This is a genomic window from Methylobacterium sp. GC_Met_2 (assembly GCF_026540795.1).
Taxonomy (GTDB): domain Bacteria; phylum Pseudomonadota; class Alphaproteobacteria; order Rhizobiales; family Beijerinckiaceae; genus Methylobacterium.
The window spans coordinates 1-17,686 of record NZ_JALNUM010000122.1; the positions used below are offsets into that span (position 1 = coordinate 1).

A 17,686-nucleotide genomic window follows, 5' to 3' on the forward strand; every position below is an offset into this window, starting at 1 on the left:
CACTCTAGCCTTCGAAGCGGACATCGCCGCAACCGACGCCAAGGTTTTCGGCCATGGCAGCTGCGACGCTTTCTGGCCAAAGGGGTGGCGGCAAGCCGTCAGCAGCGGCTCCCGTGAAGGTCACGCCCGACTGCGACAATTGCCCCACGAAACGTTCTCGCTTGAGGCCAATTGGAGACGTGCTGCCACGTTCGTGCGCACCACTTTCATCCTTGTCCTTATGAGTAATCGATGACGCCTCAATTTTGGCTGTGGCTCGGCTGTGTCGGCATGGCGGCGGGAGCCGCCGTGATCCTGTTCATGGCGAAACGGCGGACCCCCGCTGAGGAGGCTGATGGGATCATCCACGGGATCGTGCCCATCATCGCAGCCTGCTCCTACTTTGCTATGGCCACGGGACAGGGAAGCCTCGTCCTTTCGGCAGGTCCCGATGCAGCTGAGGCTGCGCGGCAGTTCTACTTTGCGCGCTACATCGACTGGACGTTCACGACACCCCTGCTGCTCGTCGGCCTCTCGCGCACGGCGATGCATTCCGGCATGCGGCGCCCGGCTGTCGTGTGGGGGCTGATCGGATCCGACCTGATCATGGTCGTAACGGCCCTCGCCTTCGGCCTGTCCGACGTCGCCGCGGTGAAGTGGACGTGGTTCGCCATCTCCTGCGGCGCCTTCCTGGCGGTGTTCTACGGGATCTTCGTGCAACTGCGTGAGGAGAATGCCGGGGAGCGGGGCGACGTGCGGAAGGCTTTCCTGCGCAACGCCGTGTTCCTCACGGGGGTGTGGTCCGCCTATCCGATCGTGCTGCTCGTCGGCCAGGACGGCCTTGGCTTCCTGTCGCCCACGCTGGCTCTGGCGGCGATCGCCATCCTCGATCTGACCGCCAAGGTCGTCTACGGGATCATGGCGACCCTAGAGACGACACGCGCTGTCGACCGCGATCTGAAGGACGGCCGCGTGGCCACGACGCCGCTGCGCCGGGCGGCTTGAAGCGGATGGCGGCCCCGTCGTCTGTCTTCCTCATCGGGGATACCGCCGACGCGAGCCGCCACTGTATGCCCGTTCGGGGCCCGTGGCTGCTGCGGGGCGTGGGCATGCTGATAGGGCTCGTGCTGGTCGCCTCCGCCTGTCTGCCGCGCGACATCTCATGGCTCGTGGCCCTGGCCGCGGTGATCGTCCTGGGGGTTCCGCACGGGGCCCTGGACGGCGCGGTGGCGGCGCCGCTGCTTCGTCCCCGCTACGGACGTGTGTGGTTCGGGGTCTTCGCCATCCCGTATCTCGGCCTCTCAGCGCTGGTGCTCCTGGCGTGGCAGATCCTGCCTCTCGTCACCCTAGCGGCGTTCCTCGCCGTCTCAGTCGTGCATTTCGGCCTGGAGGATGCGGGCCCGGGCCGACCGATCGAGGCGCTCGTACGCGGGGGGCTCCCGGTCGCGCTGCCGGCTTTGTTGCGCCCGGACCAGACGGCGGAGCTTTTCGCAGTCGTGACCCGGTCGCCAATGCCGCAGCTTCCGGTCTGGTGGTGGGCCACCGCGTGGCTCTGGCTTGGCCTTACGGGGGCTTGGCTTCTCAGGCGCGGAGCCCGGCGGGGCGTGCTCGGCGAGATGATCGTCCTGGCGGTGAGTTTTTTGGCGCTGCCACCGCTCACGGCCTTCACTCTGTACTTCGTCGGCCTCCATGCTCCCAGGCACGTGCTCGCCCTGGTGCGGGACCCGATCAAGGCCCCCGGCGTAGACACGATGCAGCGGGCCGTGCTGGCTTCGCTGCCGATCTTTGCTCTGACCATCCTGCTGGGTGTCGGCCTCTGGCCGTTCTATGCCGCCGGCTCGTCGGGTGCGCCGGCGACCCTCCTGGCCGTCACGCTGCAGATGCTGTCGGACCTGACCGTGCCGCACATCCTCCTCGACCGGATCGTGGCACGGCAACAGGGTCATTCGGAGCCTTCGTCGCCGCGATGAAGACGAGGCTCGAAATTTCACTGGCTGGCGCCGGGGCAAACCCCTACGCCCTGTGCTCCCTGCGCGCGGCCATTCCCCCACGGTCCCATCGGGACCGGAACGGGGAGTAGGTATGATCTCAGGCAGCGGCTACGCCAGTGCGGCCGGCGGTAGTCCGAGCACCTGACGGAAGAGGTCGCCTGCGTCCCAACCACCGTGCGCGCGACCTGAAACGAACCCTAGAACGTCCGCTTCCGTGTATGTCCGAATGGAAGCGGAATGACTGGAAACCACCCTGAGCTGCCATTCCGCTTCAGATTTAACAATGACGTTCGGGCCTCCGAACCTGATGCCCATTCGCCTGAAGCAGCCATCAAGCTAACCAAGCGTTTGATTGCGCTGGAAGGTCCTTCACAATTCAAGACGAATTCGAGGCTGCGGGTGGCCTGAGCGCCGCGCTTGCAGCGGAACGATCCCGGACAGGGCGATCGTTCAAGTAGGCATCATGGCGGGGCGGTCATCGCCGTCGAATTCCGCCATGCTTGGCGCCTGCAGGATCAGCACCCTATCGCCCTCGGCAGTCTCGTTCTGCTCGTGATCGACCGAGAAGAATTCGAGGCACCCGTCGGTCTTGATGGCGAGCAGATGGACGTCATCCGGCTGCTCGACGGCATCCAAGTCGGCGACGAAGAACCGCCAGCCGGCCTCGTGCCGCCCGGCTAACGCATCGAAGCTGACATCCGCATTTCCGAAGACTTTACCGCGGGCATCCCGGCTGACGCCGGTGTCCGCGTGCAGCAGGTGGTTTTCGGACGGAGCGACTTGATAAACGCGCTCGCGACCAATTTCGGGGGCCAGGTGGGTGCATACGAGGGCGTTGTAGAGTTCGTCTCGAGTCGCAGCGAGCAGATGATCCGAAGGATGGTCGGCCATCCCTTCCTCGGCGGATCGAGACAGGAGTTCCGCCTGCAGCGTCGGCACCCCCGCTTCCCGTGCAGCAAGCATGGCGCCCGGGTAGATGTCGATGATTACGACCGGCACGCCCGCCCGATGAAGTGCGATCACCATGTCGCTCGCCCACGGGGATGCTCCGACAACGGCGAGCCGCTGCGTAGCGGCTGCGGTCGACAGGCCGAACCTTCGGGCGAGCGGCCCCAGGGAAAAGCCGTGGGCGAGCACGGTCGCGACGATGACCGCGAACACAGTTGGTTGGATCAGGTCACCGCCGGCGTACCCCGCCTCGCTCAGGCGAGGACCGGCTAGCCCGGCAACGGCAGCCGCGACGATGCCACGAGGCCCGATCCAGCCGACGAACAGTCGCTCCCCCCGGGATAGATCACTGCGCATCGTGGCCAACCAGATCGCCGCCGGGCGAACCACGAAAAGGATCGCCGCCGTTAGCCCGAGGATAGGCGCCGACAGCTTTCCAAGGACCGCGAGGTCGAGGTCGGCGGTCAGCACGACGAACAGGCATGACACCAGCAGGACGACGAGCGCCTCTTTGAAGCGGCGGAGTTCGGCTAGACCCGGCATGTGCCGGTTCGCGAGCGCGACGCCAAACACGGTCGCGCCGATGAGGCCGGCCTCGTGCATAAGTAGGTTCGGCACGACGTAAGCGACCAGTGCGAGCGCGAGTAGCACCGGCGTCTTCAGTGTTTCCGGGATCAGGTCGCGCCGGAACGCCCATGCGACCATGAGCGCCGAGCCGACACCAAGGGCGCCGGCGACCAGCACGCCCTCCACGAGGTGAAGCGTCAATGCGGTGGCTGGACCCTCCCCGGCTCCGCGGGGCACGCCTACAAGAATCTCGACGACGACCGCGGTCAAGATAGCCCCAACCGGGTCGTTGACGATGGCCTCCCACTTCAAGAAGGCGGCTGAGCGTCTATCCAGTCGCGCTTGGCGCAAGAGCGGCAAGATCACGGTCGGCCCGGTGACGACGAGGATGGCGCCGAACACGGAAGCCGGTCCCCACAACATTCCCCCGATAAGGTGGGCGGCGAGTGTGCCCAGGACGAAATTGATGGGCAGGGCGAAGGCGGTCAGCCGTAGCACCCCCTCGCCGGACGCCCGCAACTCGCGGAAATCGAGGGCGAGACCGCCCTCGAACACCACGACGGCGACCGCCAAGCCGATCAGGGGTCGCAGGTTCGGGCCGAAATCGTGCGTGGGATGCAGCAGGCCGAGTACAGGCCCGACCAGGAAGCCAAGCGCGAGCAGGATGACGATGGAAGGGATGCGCAGTCTGGCCGCGAGAACCTGAGCAGCGATGCCGCCACCGACGACGCAAAGGACCGCCGTCGCCAAACCGTGTTCCATGCACGACGCTCCGGACCAGCGTCCAGATCCGCCCCCTTGGCAGCCGAACCGAGATCCTACGATGGGGTTGGGGCGGTCGCTTGGTTCCCGTCGCGCGGGCGGAAGACGTAGCTTACGCTTCAGGCCAATCGAGCGGCCCTGCTACGGTTCCCTTTCTCGGGGTGCAGCCATGGACGCAGCTATGGGGCTGCCCGCTGACGGTGCCTGCGTCGGCCACAGGTCATTCGCGGAAGGTAGCGCATGCCCTCATCGATGTCTGCATTTGGAGCGATTTCGTATGACTTGACCGGCTGCTATGGGCGCAAGGCCGACGGTCCGGACCTGCGCTCGCTGACGATCCGACATGGCGTAATCTGGCCGAAAGCGGAACGTCTGCTTTGGACCCATCGACCAGACAGGCGGACATGCTTCGGGATTGACTGGAAACGGTGGCGTGACCGTTGCACCGGGAGGTCCGCTTCGGCAGACAGCGTACCCGACATCCGTCCGGGCCGCCGGAGCGGATTGCGACCCCGGAAAGGATCATCACGGATCAGTCCGCAGCGGCGGTGGCGCTTGATTTACCTTGTCCATGAAGGCTGACGACGGCAACCGCGTCGGGGCGATCTGCCAGGCCCTGCGGCGGGCCATCGTGGAACGGGCGCACGCCCTCGGCGAGGCGGCGCAACACCTGACCGAGGGCGGCGGCCTCGCCTCCGGGCTCGGGCGCCTGCGCGCCTGCGCGCCCTCGACCCTGAACCTCATCGCCAGCGGCGATCAGGTGAACCGCCTCGGCAGCGTCCTGGCCTACACCGCCGAGATGCACGAGACCCATCCGGGCCAGCGCATCGACCGGATGCTCGCCCTGTTCACGCCCCTGGTGACGATCGCGGCCGGCGGCCTGATCGTCTCGGTGATTGGGGGCGATCCTGAGCGTCGGCCAGCTCGCGCAGTGCGGACGGAAACCGGGAGGACGAGGCTGCACTGCCCTGTCGGGGCGCTTCGCCGAACCCTGTTCGCCGTCACGCCGCCGGCGTGAACACCAGCGCCCCGTGCAGGCCGAGGGCGAGGAACGGTCCGAACGGCATTTGCGCCAGGCCCGTCCACGCCGTCGCCGTCCCGAGGAATTGTACGTCGCCGAGGCCGGTCCGGCCGCGCAGGCGGGCGTAGAGGGCCCGCAGCCACCACATCGCGGTCACATCGCGGTGACGACGAGCGCCACGTCGGCGACTCGGGCCAGCACGGCGCCCGGGCCAGCACGTCGCCCGGGCTCGGATCCCGGAGGCCCGCGACGCGGAGGCCGGCAAGGAGCAGGGCGAGGTTCAGCCCGCCCGGAATGATCCGCCGCCGCAGGTCGATAAGGGCCCCCGGCAGGGTCAGCGGCAGTGGCAGCAGCGCGACCAGGGGATCGAACGCCACGGCGGGTCAGGACCGGCCCGGCGCCGCGGCCTCATCCACCAGGGCCTGTCGAGCGACCGTCCGCGGGCCGGCGGCCATCCGCCTGCACAGGTGGCGCCACAGCAGGATCGCCCCGAGGGACGTCACGCCGATGCCGGCGAGCCAGAAGCCGATCAGCACCCCGTAGGCCACGGTGCCGTTGAACTCGCGCATCAGGCCGAGGGCGAAGCAGACACCGAGGAGGTGGAGCCCCGCGAGCACGGTCAGAACCTGTACCGGGGGCAGCGGACCGGGCAGCGCCAGGGTAAGGGGCGCGGCGCTCGCCGGTCGCGCCATCAGGAAAGCAGCCGGAATCAGGATCGCGGCGGCGGTCGCGGCACGTCGCGCGGACGGGATGGGCATGGCGGGGTCGCTCGCAGTCTCGCTCTGCGCCGGGCTGCCGACGCGAATGCGCAGACATTTGTGGGCCGCCAATTAAAAATGACTGAAACGCAGTGTCCAATCCATCATTATCCGCGCACGCTCAATCTATGAGCCGCCAATGAAATTTTTATGAATCAGACGCCGCGTTAACCAGAACAACACGATTCGGATCGGATTTGCGCGATGGGACAAACGCACGCCGGAAGCCAACCCTGTAGATTGAATACAGAGTATACTGGCTTCGCCCACTTTGAAATTCTGGTTGTTCTGGCGATCATCGGCATGATCGCCAGCCTCGCAACGCCGCAGGTGCTCGGCTATCTCGGCCGCGCCAAGTGCGAGACGGCCCGGATCCAGGTGAAGAACATCGCCCAGGCGGTGGAGCTCTATTGCCTCGACCTCGGCGGCTATCCGACCTCGGACCAGGGGCTGGCGGCGCTGGTCCAGCCGACCTTGCCGGGCTGGCGGGGCCCCTATGTGCGCGACGCCCGCGGCCTGACCGACCCCTGGGGCCAGGCCTACCTGTACCGGTCGCCAGGCAGCCAGGGGCGCTACGAGGTCTATTCCCTCGGCAGCGACGGTCAGGTCGGCGGCACGGGCGACGCCGCCGACGTGGCCAGCAACTGAGGACGGCCCCGGATTTGCCTCGTCGCCTCGACGGCGCCACTCTGCGGCGCGGTACGCGGCGAAGGGCGCACGACTTCTGATGATGGCAAGCACGGTTGAGCGGCCATGAGGCGCCGCGACGTCCTCGGGGGTCTGTCCGCGGCGTCCATGGCCTCCGCTTGCCTGGCCCGGCCCGCATTGGCGCAGCCCGCCAAGGTCCTGCGCTTCATCCCGGAAAGCGACGTCGCGGTCATCGATCCCGTCTGGACGACCGCGACCGTGACGCGCAACCACGGCTACCTCATCTTCGACACCCTCTACGGGCAGACCGCGCGCTACGATTTCGAGCCGCAGATGGTGGCGGGTCATACGGTCGAGGCGGAGGGGCGCCTCTGGCGGCTCACCCTGCGCGAGGGCCTGCGCTTCCACGACGGCGCGCCGGTGCTGGCCCGCGACGCAGTGGCGAGCATCCGCCGGTTCGCCGCCCGCGACGCCTTCGCCCGGGCGCTGATGGAGGCCACCGACGAACTCACCGCCGCCTCCGACCGCGAAATCGTGTTCCGCCTGAAGCGGCCCTTCCCGCTGCTGCCCGCGGCGCTGGGCAAGACCGGCACGTCGATGCCCTGCATCATGCCGGAGCGCCTGGCGAAGACCGACCCCAACGTCCAGGTCACCGAGATGGTCGGCTCCGGGCCGTTCCGCTTCAAGGCGGACGAGCGGGTGCCGGGGGCACTTACCGTCTACGAGCGCTTTGACGGCTACGTACCTCGGGCGGACGGCACGGCGAGCTTCACCGCCGGGCCGAAGCGCGCGCATTTCGACCGGGTCGAGTGGCGGATCGTGCCCGATGCCTCCACGGCGGCGAGCGCGCTGGCGGCCGGCGAGGTCGATTGGTGGCAGAACCCGACGCCGGACCTGCAGGGGCTGCTGCGGGCCAAGCCGGGGGTCAGGCTGGAGGTGCTCGATCCGGTCGGTGGCATCGGCTGCCTGCGCTTCAACCACCTGCATCCGCCCTTCGACAACCCCGCGATCCGCCGGGCGCTGCTCGGTGCCGTCGACCAGACCGAGTTCATGAGCGCGGTCGCGGGCGACGAGCGCGCTTTGTGGAAGGACCATGTCGGCGTCTTCTGCCCCGATGCGCCGATGGCGACGCGGGCGGGCACCGAGGTTCTGGTGGGCCCGCGCGACTTCGGCGCGGTGAAACGCGCCCTCACGGAGGCCGGATACCGGGGCGAGCGCGTGGTCATGCTCGATCCGAGCGACTATCCCGCCACCCACCCGCTGGCCCTGGTCGCCGCCGAGGCCTTCCAGAAATGCGGGCTGAACGTCGACCTCGTCGCGATGGATTGGGGAACCCTGGTGCAGCGCCGGGCGAGCCGCCAGCCCCCCGACAAGGGCGGCTGGAGCACCTTCGTCACCTACCTGAACGGCACCAACAACTTCGATCCCGCCGGCCAGCTCGGCATCCGCGGCAACGGCGATCAGGCCTGGTTCGGCTGGCCCCGTGCCCCGCGGCTCGAGGCGCTGCGCGCGCAATGGTTCGCCGCGCCCGATTCCGCGGCCCAGAAGGCGATCTGCGCCGAGATCCAGCGGCAGTTCTTCATCGACGTGCCGTACCTGCCGCTCGGCGCCTATTACGAGGCGACGGCCTCGCGCGGGCTGACCGGCCTGCGCACCGGCTTCCCGCAGTTCTACGACGTCCGGCCGGCTTAGCGGCCTGCCCCCCTTCCCCATGCCGAACCGGCCTCCGCATCGACGGAGCGCACCCGAGGAGACCGCAGCCGATGCGCATCGCCGTGCTCCAGTTCACCCACGAGACCGTGACGTTCCTGCCGAACGACACGACCCGCGACGACTTCATCTATCCGGGCTCCCCGGCGGGCGGCGCGGCGCTGCTCGCCACCGACCCCAAGGGCTACATGGGGGGCTTCGTCCAGGTCGCCCGGGAATACGAGGGGGTCGACCTCGTCGGCCTCACCTCGCCGCTCTGGCCGCGCACCGGCATCGGCTCAGGCTGGGTGACGCAGGACGCGTTTGCGCATTTCCTCGACGCGATGCTGGCGGAGCTGGAGGCGGGGGCACCGTTCGACGGGGTCTACCTCGCGCTGCACGGCGCGATGGCGGTGCGCGGCGTGCCGCGCCCCGAGGCCGAAATCGCCCGACGGGTGCGGGCGGTGGTGGGGGTGGGCGTGCCCATCGCGGCGACCTTCGACCCGCACGGCAACGAGGATGCGGAGTTCCTGCACCACGCCGACATGGCGTTCGCGGTGAAGTACTTCCCGCACTACGACATGCATCTCCAGGGGCAGCGCGCGGCGCGGATGCTGGTGCGGACGATCCGCGGCAGCTTCCGGCCGGCGCACCGGACGATCCCGATCCCGATCCTCGCGCCGACCGTGGTGATGTGGACCGGCGCCTCGCCGTGGTCCGACCTGATCCAGCGCGCCTTGGTCTGGGAGGCGCGGGAGCCCGATGTCTTCGTCAACGTGTATTTCGGCTTCCCCTGGTCGGACGTGCCGGATGCCGGCATGGCGGTCTAAGTCCTGACGAACGGCGATCACGCCCTCGCCGACCGGATCGCCCGCGACATGGCGGCCTGGACGTGGCGGCACCGCGCGGCGCTGGTGTCGAGCGTCGCGATCCACCCGATGCGGGACGGCATCGCCAAGGCATCCGAGGCTGCGCGGGCGGGCGGCGCGCCGGTCGTGCTCGCCGATTACAGCGACCGCTCGGGCCGGGCGACATGGCTGCTCGCCGAGGTGCTGGCCCAGGGGCTGGAGCGCACGCTGATCGCAACGGTCGCCGCGCCCGCGCTTCTGGGCCGGCTGCTGACCGGGGGCGTGAAGGCCGGCGATCCGTTCGACGCGGAGGTCGGCGGCCCCGTGGCCGGCGAGGCGGAACCCTCCGCGGGCGTCCCGGTCCGCGTCACCGGCACGGTGTGTGCGGTCGTCGAGGGCACGACCGGCCGGGGCGCCGGCACGTGGCTCTGCGTCGCCTTCGGCCGGGGTAACGTGCTGGTCCTCAGCCCCTACCTCGTTCAGATCATGGAGCCGTCGGAACTCTGGGACCTCGGCCTGACACCGGAGGATTTCGACGTGGTGGCGATCAAGTCCCGGGTCCATTTCCGCCGAGGTTTCGACGATGGCGGCTATGCGCAGACGATCCTGCTGGTCGAGCCGCCCGAGCCGTTCGTCGGGACGGTCCACCTGGACGCCCTCCCCTACCAGCATCTCAACGTCGCCGACTTCTATCCCTACGGCGATCCCGCCTTCGACGCCGGATAGCCGGATGGTCCGTCCCGGCGATGCCGTCGCGGCGGCCCCGCGCTACATCGGCGCCATGCGGAACGCGCCGGTCTTCTCCCTCCCCCGCCTCGATCGCCTCGGCGACCGCTTGGCTGCTGCCCGCCACGCCGGCGTTCCGCTTCACGCGCGTCCAGACGTTCCGCACCACAAAACCCCTCAAACCACGACGCTTTTGGAAGTGCCCAGGAGCCTTTGATCTGGCCCGGTCCAAAATACCGATCAGGTCAATGTCAGCACTTATTGGCGCGGCACACGATGCCGATCGATTTATTTTTGATACAGAAACAAGGAATTTATCCAGAATTACCGACGATCTAACTCCGTTCTTTGAAAAACTTTACTTCTTTGGTAGAAGATTTTTTCAAATATGTTTTGACGATAAAACTGAGGCAATATCTATCGAATCCGATTCTTCATAAAGCTCGGTTCCCAGGGGGACGTCGAGGCCCAACCCGGCCAAATCCAGGAGTAATTGCGCGATCTGCCATTGGGGCAGGTCCACCTCACTGCGAAGGAGCATCTCGGCCGGCATGTCGCGTTCCCGAAGGCTTGCGGAGCGTGCGTTCGCCTCGGGACTTGCTTCGTCCGCGCGGATTCGGGCCAGGAGGGCGTGGAACGCCGGCGACCGGCACGCGCACAAGCTCGGCGGCGGGAAGTCGGGGTCATCCAGGATGCGGCGCAGACCGGCTCGCGCCAGGGGATTGGCGGCGAGCATGGGCAGGAGCGAGGTCGGAACACGGCCGCGCAAAGCTTCCGGCAGCCAAGTGGCGCCGGTCTCCCGCGACGCTGCGTGCGATGGAGGGCTCGGACCGCCCCGTCCCTGTTGCACTGCCGTCGTTCGGCTCCGCCGGCCATAGCCCTGCCGTGTCCGGTGCCGGTCCCCGGCAGCGGGCATCGGGAACGATTCGAGTTCCATGGACGCCTCGTAGGCGGCTTCGCCGAGCGCCTCCGGGGCGGTCGGTCGCGACTGCGCACGCAGCACGATCCTCGCCGCGCTCGGCCCCTCGACGCCCTGCACTGCCGCCCGCGGGGCATCGGCGGGCGAATCCTGATGGTCCGGGGGCCGGCTCGTCTGGGACGCGGCTCGCCGCGTCATGTCTGCGACTGTCGCGTCGATCGCGAGCTGGGCACGGGCGTCCGCGCCATCGCGGGCATCGAACTCCGCCGCGATGGCGGCGGGCAGCGCGATCTCGATCCGCGCCGCCAGTTCGGCCGCGTCCCGCGCGAGGCCGGGCGCGATCCGCACCCGATCGTTCGGCTGCGCGCGATCCACCACCAGCAGGAGGGCGGCCAACGCCGCATTCGGGCGCGTCAGCGCGATCTGGATCGGCCCTCGGGTGGGTGGGAGACGCCGCGCTTCCCGGATCGACAGGCGCGTCCAGGCTTGCACGGCGGCGATTCGATCCGTCCCGAGGGTCGTCTCCTCGCCGTCGAACGTGAGATGCAACCGCCGGCCGTGCGGGTCGATCGATGACACCCGCCCGAGCCGGCCCTCGCGTACGACCGGCGTCCCCCCCCGCGGTTCGTAGAGCGTCCGCGTCGCGATGAGGTCCTGCCCGACCGAGACCGACCGCCCGTCCTCGGCGGTCACGAGGCGGGCGGGTCCGGCGGTGCCGGTCGCCTCCCAGATCAGGCTACGGCGATCGGACGGGCGTCGTCGTAGGTCGTCATCGACCGGGATCGCGTGGTCCGGCGGGACCTCGTGCTCGTCCCCCGCGAAGCGAAGCTTGGCCTGCAACAGTTCGAGTGCCTCGCCGATGAAGCCGGCCCCGAGCAGGCCGCGGGCCCGCACGACGGGATCGGCGGACGCCCCCGCGGTGGATCGCGGCGCCAGGATCGCGGCGAGCTTAGCGGCGACGCGGTGTTCGCTCAGGCCGTCGCAACGCTGCTCATCGACGCCTAGCACGAGGTGTGCGTCGCGCGCCCGGGCCGCCAGCACCAGTTCGGTCAGATCGACGTCGTCGATCTCCGCCGCGCGCGGCGCGACCACGACGGTGCCCACGCCCCACTCCGCATCGCGGGCGAGCGCGTCAGCGATCTTCATGCGTTCCACGGGCTGAGCGGTGGTCAGGTCGGCCGTGTGCGACAGGTGCGCGCCGACGACCACGATCCGTGGTGCCGCGACCTCTACCACCGCCGCCGTCACGGCGCCCAGGATCGTCGCGAGCCGCTCGCGGCAGGCGGCGGCGTGACTGCCGCGGGCGACGGCGATGCGGGTGCGGTCGCCCTGGAGGCCGTCCACCCAGCGCATCATCGCGCAGGCCTGCTCGTAGCGCTCGCGCGAGGTCAGCCGATCCACCGCTCCGGTTACGGGGTGGGCCAGCTCGACGATCCGCCGATCCGCGCGGATGCGCAGGATTGCGGCTTGGCGCTCGCCGGGATCATCGATGACGGCGTCGATCGCGCGGGCGAGATCGACGAGCAGCAGACTGGTCCGCCCGCGGGTCACCCCATGGAAGAGAGCCAGCGCGTTCCCGTGGATCGCCGCGCGGTTCTGCTCGCGGATCTCCCCGCGGATGCGCTCGACACGCTTCGGATCGAGATCCACCAACGCCCCGACGTGCGGCTCCGGGCGATACCGGATCGGCCGGACGCGTGCGTCAGAGCCGAGACGTAGGAACGCGCGGTTGACATGGCGCACGGCTAGATCGGGCCAGAACGTCCCCTCCGGCACGATGAGCTTTTCCGAACCTTTGCGCACGCGCGCGACGAGGTCGCGGACTTTGCGTGCGCTGAGCTTTTGCCCGTCGATCTCGCGCAACCCTATTGCGATGTGACAGTGGCGGTTGAGCGAGTCCGCCGTCGCGCGCTTGCGGGCCGGGTCGTGGATCGTCGCGTAGGCCGGCAGCAGCAGGCCTCCGCGGACCTCGTCGACGATCGCCTCGACGAGGGCGACGGCCTCGTCGAGGGTCATCTCGCCGTCGGGCGGCAGGGCCACGACGAGGGTCAGCGCGACCTGTGCCCAACGCGTTCGCTTCCACCCATCGCGAGGACGACGTCGGGGCACGAGGGGCGGCTCGGCCGCTTCGACCGCCCGGGCGAAGGCGCCGAGCGTCCGGAACGGGGTCTCCCGGCCCGGCAGCGGGACGAAGCGGGCGTAGACGCGATCGCCGGGGTCGAGGCGGCGGAAGTCGGCGATCATCTCGCCCTCGACCACGCCCCTGATCAGGTAGGCGCAGTGGGTGCAGAAGGCACCCACCCGATCGAGCGGCAGAAAGTCGGCCCGGATGAAGGCGATCGCCATGCTGTCATGGATATGCGCGCGCCGTTCGCGGAATCCTACCTCGGCTCGATCGGCAGGATCCAACCGTGCCGCGCCGCGCTGCCCGATGCCGCGACGAGCGCGCGGCTCAGCAGGTCGCGCGCCGAGGCGTCGTCGAGCAGGTCCTCGCCGTAGGGTCCGACGAGCGCGACCGGTCGGTCGCCATTCTCCAGCACCCATGCGATCCACAGCTGCGGTGTCGCGAACGGTGCGAGGTTGGCGTGGGTCGCGGGGTCGTCCGTCGCGCGCTCGTACGCCCACGTTGCAAGCCCCGCGTCGAGCGCGACCGCATAGCTGCCGGTGATCACCGGACCTAGCAGTCCCTCCAGATCGTCGAGGAAATCCGAACCTCGGCCGGCAGCCTCGGCCCGGTCGCGCGCGGCCACGTATTCGGCCTGCAGGGGCCGATCCATGCTGATCGCGAGTTCGAGGTCCCTGAAGGTCGCGATCTTCGCGCCGTCGCCGCGGTTCCACTCTCGCACGAAATGGACGAGGCCGAGCGTCGCGACCGTCGTCTCAGCGAATTGACGTGCCGTCATCATGCATTTCCTTTCTCGATCTGGGGGTAGGGTTTGCGGTGCCGGCTCGCACACCATCGAACGGCGCTCCTCCGCTTGGCCCGGTCGCTTCATTCCGGCGCGGGCGGCGCGGTGGCGAGGCCCGGGTCAACTGCATGGCGCCAGCCGGCCGCCGACGTCGCGCGTGTCGGGATTTCGCCCGCGGAGACGACCGCGCGGCCTTCGATGCGGACGCATTCTCGCTCGACCAGGCGAGTGATCACCGCGTCGATCTTGGAGGTCATCGCCCGGCTGGTCGATGCGTAGCCCACGATCCGGGCGACGTCGGCGATCAGGACGCCGCGCGGCGTCGGGCCGTTGATCGTCAGATGCCGGGCGATCGTGGCCGCGATCTCGGGCGGGGGCAGATGCTGCCACCGGCGCTGTTCGACCGGCAACGCGCCGCGGTCGCGGATCGGGATCTCGGCGTCACGCACGTGATACCAAACCCGCTCGGGCTCGGGCGGCCATCCGTCGATTAGAACCAGCCGAGAGCGGGCCGCCAGATCCACCGCGGCACGCACTGCCTCGCGCAGGCGTTTGTCCACGTTTGCCATCCGCCAGTGGTTTTTGATACACGCCGCGACGAGGTCGAGATCCACCGGCCCCTCCGCCGCCACGATCTCGACGATCACCTCGGCTAGCTCGGCCATCGAAAGACGATGGACCGGCCCTTCGGTGGGTGTCTGGAGCCGGGCCGACGCATAGGGCTCGACGGAAAGGGCCGGGAGGCGCCTGCCCCGGGCCTTGCGAAGCTTGCCGGGCAGCGGGTCGCCCGCGGGCGGCTCGGGTTCGCGATCCACCTGCCCGGCCACGAGCGGCACGGGCGTCGGTGGATCGGCGGGTGAGGTGCGGGGTGGGTCGGGCGCGTCGACGGAGAGCCGGTCGCCGAACTCGGCGCGCAGACGCTCCTGCGCGTCCGGGGCGACCCGCCCGGACCACCCGCCGCGCCGGCCGTTCCACTGCAACCCCGCCGCGTGCAGCAACGCGCACCGCGCCGACGCGGCGTGGCGCGAGATCTTGACGAAGACGGCGATGCTTCGATCGGGTGGATCGGACTGCATCGGATGCCGGCTGCCCTCACGGACGCGGTCCGACGGCCCCGCGGCGTCTGAACCGTTCTGGTGGTGAGCCAGAGCTGCGAGCCGCTCGACGAGGACGGCCGGCGGCAGGCGGTCGAGGCCGAACGTCTCGCAGGCGGCGAGGATGAGATCGCGCGCGCTGGCCGCGGCGGCCGTCTCGGCCGCGGCGGTTCGGGAACTCTGGGCGGCGAGCCGGGCGCGACTCGTAGCAGCCGCCCTCTGTCGCCGGGAGGCGTGCTGCAAGGCCGATCTGAGGTTTGCGTCCCCGTCCATCTCCGGCCGTGCATCCGCTCCGCCAAGCAGTGGCCGCTAGCACGCCGGATCGAAGATTATCAAGCAAAAACAATGTCTTGTATCTGCGGTTAGTTTGGGCTTTCCTATAAAGCGCAATATGCATTTTGCGACTCACCCCACGAGGGTGGGGCATGGCTTGCAACCGAAAGCGGCTGCTCGGTCTGTGTCGGCTGGGGACCTTCAGCCCCTGCGAGGCCGGATGAGCTCGACCCGGTCTTCGTCCCCTCGCCAGCCGGCTGTCCGATCGTGGCGAACAGCGCGTCGTACAGGCCAGCCGACATGCCGAGCCCCCCACGATCCACACGGCAAGGAACATCGGCAGGGTCGTCAAGCAAGTCATCAGGATCTGGCCGACCGCGATGACCAGGGTGCACGCGACGAGCACTGGCTGACCGCCGTGGCGGCGGATTATCCGGCCGACCCACGGGGGCGGCAGCCCCGACATGAGAACGCCAGCGACAAAGCGCCCCCGACCATGCCTTGCGGCCACCGGGTCGACTGCACGATCGGCCCTGCTACGACGGCCATCAGGAAGAAAGGGCCGCCCACAGCACGATCTGCGTGAGGCCGAGGGTCGCGTCCCCGCCAGGATCGACCCGCCCCGCCGCCCACCAGCGGGGGCCTGGGCTCGACAGACTTGCGCGTCCTCTAGGCGGGGCCTCCTCCCCGGCCCGCACGGCTTCGGAGAAGCGGGACAAGGGGGGCGCCGCGATCCACCGCGGAATGCCCGGGACCGGCGCGGCCCGCGGCGCTGGTTCCTGCCCTGGGGCCGGCAGTCACCGGTCCCCCGCATGCGCGGAGATCCACGCCTCCCGCGCCCCGTCTCGTTCTTGATGCCCTCGATCTTCCCGGCGAACTCGGGCACCTCCCGAGCGCGAACCTGCGGCACCACCAGCGCGCCATTGGCATCAGCGACCACGATATCACGCGGGTTCACCCGCGCCTGGCCTACCTCGACAGTGATGTTGACCGCCTCCACCCATACCCGGTCCCTGCCCGTGTGCACGAACCGCCCCCGGGTGAACCGCGGGTAGCCGTCGTCCCGCGCGTTGGCCAAGACCTGGTACACCCCGTCGATCAACGTGCCAGCGAAGCCGCGTACCGGCGTACTGGTTCATGATATCTTCCAAGACCGTGCAGTTGGTCCGCCGTCGTTGTCGATGACGACGAAATTGCCCGGGGCCACGTAGTCGACGAAGTCGCCGACGTGGCCGGCGGCGTGGTAGCCGGCGCGTACTTGGCCGTGAAAGCTGGCCCCACGACGGTCTTCGGGTAATCGTCCAGCAGCGCGATGCCGAAGCAGGGGCCGAGCAGCCCGAGCTTGTCCATGGCGTCCAAGACGGCAGGAGTGTCGAGTCCCGCGAACAGCTTCGGGCGCACCTGCAACTGTTTGTCGACGCCTACAACCATGCCCGTCGGCTGAAGACCCTGCGCGGCCTCACGCCCTATGAGCATGTCCTTCAGGTATGGACCAAACAGCCCGAACGCTTCAGGATCAATCTGTCACACCACATCCCGGGACCATACAGCTAAAACCCGTCTATCTCCGGCTTGAAAACGTATAACCGCACGCATAACATGCACGTGAAATCACAGCGTAAGTCGTTGATTGCTAGGACTTTTTTATTTTGGCATCCCCTCCCATAGGGCGCGCCAGCCTGCTTTTTCAGGCACCTGCAGGCGACGTAGGGACAGGTCTTAGGGACAGTTCTGCCAGCCCTTTTTCCCCACCGGTCATTGGTCCCCCGCGAATTAGTCACCATCGCGCTTTCGCATGCAACGCAACCTGAGCGTGCGCTCCGGGGTATCGCCTTCCGGCCGTTCCATTTTCGTTGACGAAATTCTCAGCCGTCACAGGCACCTGCGTCGCCGCGGCGTGCCGTACAAGCTCGCAAGATGCAGCCTCCGCATGTCGCGCGGGGCGAGAAGTCGTGGGTGAGCCGCAGCGGTAGGACGATCGGCGGCGCAGTGCGCCGGTAAGAACGCGAAAACCCGGCCTTTGGCGGGCCGGGTCCAGCGCCCCGTGAGGGGAGCATTCAGGCATTCTACACCCCCTGTTTGCGCCCCGACATTTGACATCTCCAGAGCTTGCGAGCGGTGAGACACACGCTTTCAGGCGTAGGTGTCATTTTGCCGCACACGGCTCGTCGAGGAGACGGGACCGTGAAATATCCGATGCATCGATTTTATGACGATGCTCAGATGGACGCGTTCATTGCGGCCCAGGACGGCTCATGGAGTTACGCCCGCAAGCAGCTTTTAGAAGCTGCGGCCCGGTTCCTCGCGTTCGGCGAGTGGACTGACGCGGATTACGAAGCCTTCGTTGAGCGGGTGAACGGGCGCACGCGCCGGCACGACGCCGCGAACGAGCGCGCCAAGGCTCAGACCGGACGCGTCGATCAGGACCGAATGCAGCCGAACGGTGAGGTCTGGTTGATCCGGCAGGTTGGTGGCGCGGTCGCGGGCGTCACCGCCGGCCTCCAGACGCCCAAAGCCGAGGCTAATACCAACCCTCATTGATCAGAACCCATGA

15 protein-coding genes and 2 pseudogenes are annotated in these 17,686 nt (G+C 68.5%); 10 read left to right on the forward strand and 7 right to left on the reverse strand.

Features of this window, described 5'->3' with window-relative positions; all coding sequences use genetic code 11:
- The 3 genes from OXS49_RS27750 to OXS49_RS27760 all read left to right on the forward strand — a co-directional run.
- Positions 1 to 235 (forward strand): hypothetical protein (locus OXS49_RS27750; protein ID WP_267427896.1); only part of this gene is annotated, 235 nt, incomplete at its 5' end.
- Entirely contained in the window at positions 232 to 984 is a 753-nt protein-coding gene (locus tag OXS49_RS27755; protein WP_267427897.1) for a bacteriorhodopsin, read from the forward strand. The genes OXS49_RS27750 and OXS49_RS27755, both read left to right, overlap by 4 nt.
- A 65-nt stretch (positions 985 to 1,049) precedes the next feature.
- Complete coding sequence (locus tag OXS49_RS27760) at positions 1,050 to 1,949, forward strand: Brp/Blh family beta-carotene 15,15'-dioxygenase (RefSeq protein WP_267427898.1); 900 nt, start codon at positions 1,050 to 1,052, stop codon at positions 1,947 to 1,949.
- A 471-nt stretch (positions 1,950 to 2,420) separates the two neighbouring features.
- Here the strand turns inward: OXS49_RS27760 and OXS49_RS27765 are convergent, their stop codons facing one another.
- A complete protein-coding gene (locus tag OXS49_RS27765; protein ID WP_267427899.1) occupies positions 2,421 to 4,247 on the reverse strand; it encodes a sodium:proton antiporter in 1,827 nt (608 codons plus the stop codon).
- A gap of 571 nt (positions 4,248 to 4,818) precedes the next feature.
- Between OXS49_RS27765 and OXS49_RS27770 the strand changes: the two genes are divergently transcribed.
- Positions 4,819 to 5,265 carry a type II secretion system F family protein gene (locus OXS49_RS27770; RefSeq protein ID WP_267427900.1) on the forward strand — a complete coding sequence of 149 codons (447 nt, stop codon included), beginning with the start codon at positions 4,819 to 4,821 and terminating at the stop codon, positions 5,263 to 5,265.
- Here OXS49_RS27770 and OXS49_RS27775 read toward each other — a convergent pair.
- Both OXS49_RS27775 and OXS49_RS27780 read right to left on the reverse strand, forming a co-directional pair.
- On the reverse strand, positions 5,249 to 5,416 hold the full coding sequence (locus OXS49_RS27775; RefSeq protein ID WP_244001675.1) for a hypothetical protein: 168 nt from the start codon (positions 5,414 to 5,416) through the stop codon (positions 5,249 to 5,251). The two genes, OXS49_RS27770 and OXS49_RS27775, sit on opposite strands and share 17 nt — an antisense overlap.
- Positions 5,417 to 5,651: 235 nt before the next feature.
- The gene (locus OXS49_RS27780; RefSeq protein WP_267427901.1) at positions 5,652 to 6,026 is read right to left on the reverse strand and encodes a hypothetical protein; all 375 of its coding nucleotides are present in this window, start codon (positions 6,024 to 6,026) and stop codon (positions 5,652 to 5,654) included.
- A 204-nt stretch (positions 6,027 to 6,230) separates the two neighbouring features.
- Between OXS49_RS27780 and gspG the strand changes: the two genes are divergently transcribed.
- The 4 genes from gspG to OXS49_RS27800 all read left to right on the forward strand — a co-directional run bounded on the left by gspG (position 6,231) and on the right by OXS49_RS27800 (position 9,937).
- Complete coding sequence (gene gspG / locus OXS49_RS27785) at positions 6,231 to 6,674, forward strand: type II secretion system major pseudopilin GspG (protein ID WP_267427902.1); 444 nt, start codon at positions 6,231 to 6,233, stop codon at positions 6,672 to 6,674.
- A gap of 105 nt (positions 6,675 to 6,779) precedes the next feature.
- A complete protein-coding gene (locus OXS49_RS27790; RefSeq protein WP_267427903.1) occupies positions 6,780 to 8,366 on the forward strand; it encodes an ABC transporter substrate-binding protein in 1,587 nt (528 codons plus the stop codon).
- 71 nt (positions 8,367 to 8,437) lie between these two features.
- Positions 8,438 to 9,193, forward strand: coding sequence for a M81 family metallopeptidase (locus OXS49_RS27795; protein ID WP_267427904.1), 756 nt, complete (start codon positions 8,438 to 8,440; stop codon positions 9,191 to 9,193).
- A 48-nt stretch (positions 9,194 to 9,241) separates the two neighbouring features.
- A complete protein-coding gene (locus tag OXS49_RS27800) occupies positions 9,242 to 9,937 on the forward strand; it encodes an MlrC C-terminal domain-containing protein (RefSeq protein WP_267427905.1) in 696 nt (231 codons plus the stop codon).
- Positions 9,938 to 10,319: 382 nt separating this feature from the next.
- Here the strand turns inward: OXS49_RS27800 and OXS49_RS27805 are convergent, their stop codons facing one another.
- The 4 genes and pseudogenes from OXS49_RS27805 to OXS49_RS27820 form a co-directional block, all read right to left on the reverse strand.
- Positions 10,320 to 13,202 carry a hypothetical protein gene (locus OXS49_RS27805; RefSeq protein ID WP_267427906.1) on the reverse strand — a complete coding sequence of 961 codons (2,883 nt, stop codon included), beginning with the start codon at positions 13,200 to 13,202 and terminating at the stop codon, positions 10,320 to 10,322.
- 35 nt (positions 13,203 to 13,237) lie between these two features.
- Positions 13,238 to 13,816, reverse strand: coding sequence for a hypothetical protein (locus OXS49_RS27810; protein WP_267427907.1), 579 nt, complete (start codon positions 13,814 to 13,816; stop codon positions 13,238 to 13,240).
- Positions 13,817 to 13,848: 32 nt separating this feature from the next.
- Complete coding sequence (locus OXS49_RS27815) at positions 13,849 to 15,132, reverse strand: hypothetical protein (RefSeq protein ID WP_267427909.1); 1,284 nt, start codon at positions 15,130 to 15,132, stop codon at positions 13,849 to 13,851.
- Between the two features lie 970 nt (positions 15,133 to 16,102).
- Positions 16,103 to 16,222 (reverse strand): annotated as a pseudogene (locus tag OXS49_RS27820) (RraA family protein); the annotation flags it as partial.
- Between the two features lie 284 nt (positions 16,223 to 16,506).
- On the opposite strand from OXS49_RS27820, the pseudogene OXS49_RS27825 reads away from it, so the two are divergent.
- Positions 16,507 to 16,686, forward strand: a pseudogene (locus tag OXS49_RS27825) (IS3 family transposase); the annotation flags it as partial.
- 630 nt (positions 16,687 to 17,316) lie between these two features.
- The gene (locus OXS49_RS27830; RefSeq protein ID WP_267427908.1) at positions 17,317 to 17,673 is read left to right on the forward strand and encodes a hypothetical protein; all 357 of its coding nucleotides are present in this window, start codon (positions 17,317 to 17,319) and stop codon (positions 17,671 to 17,673) included.
- The last annotated feature ends 13 nt before the right edge of the window (positions 17,674 to 17,686 follow it).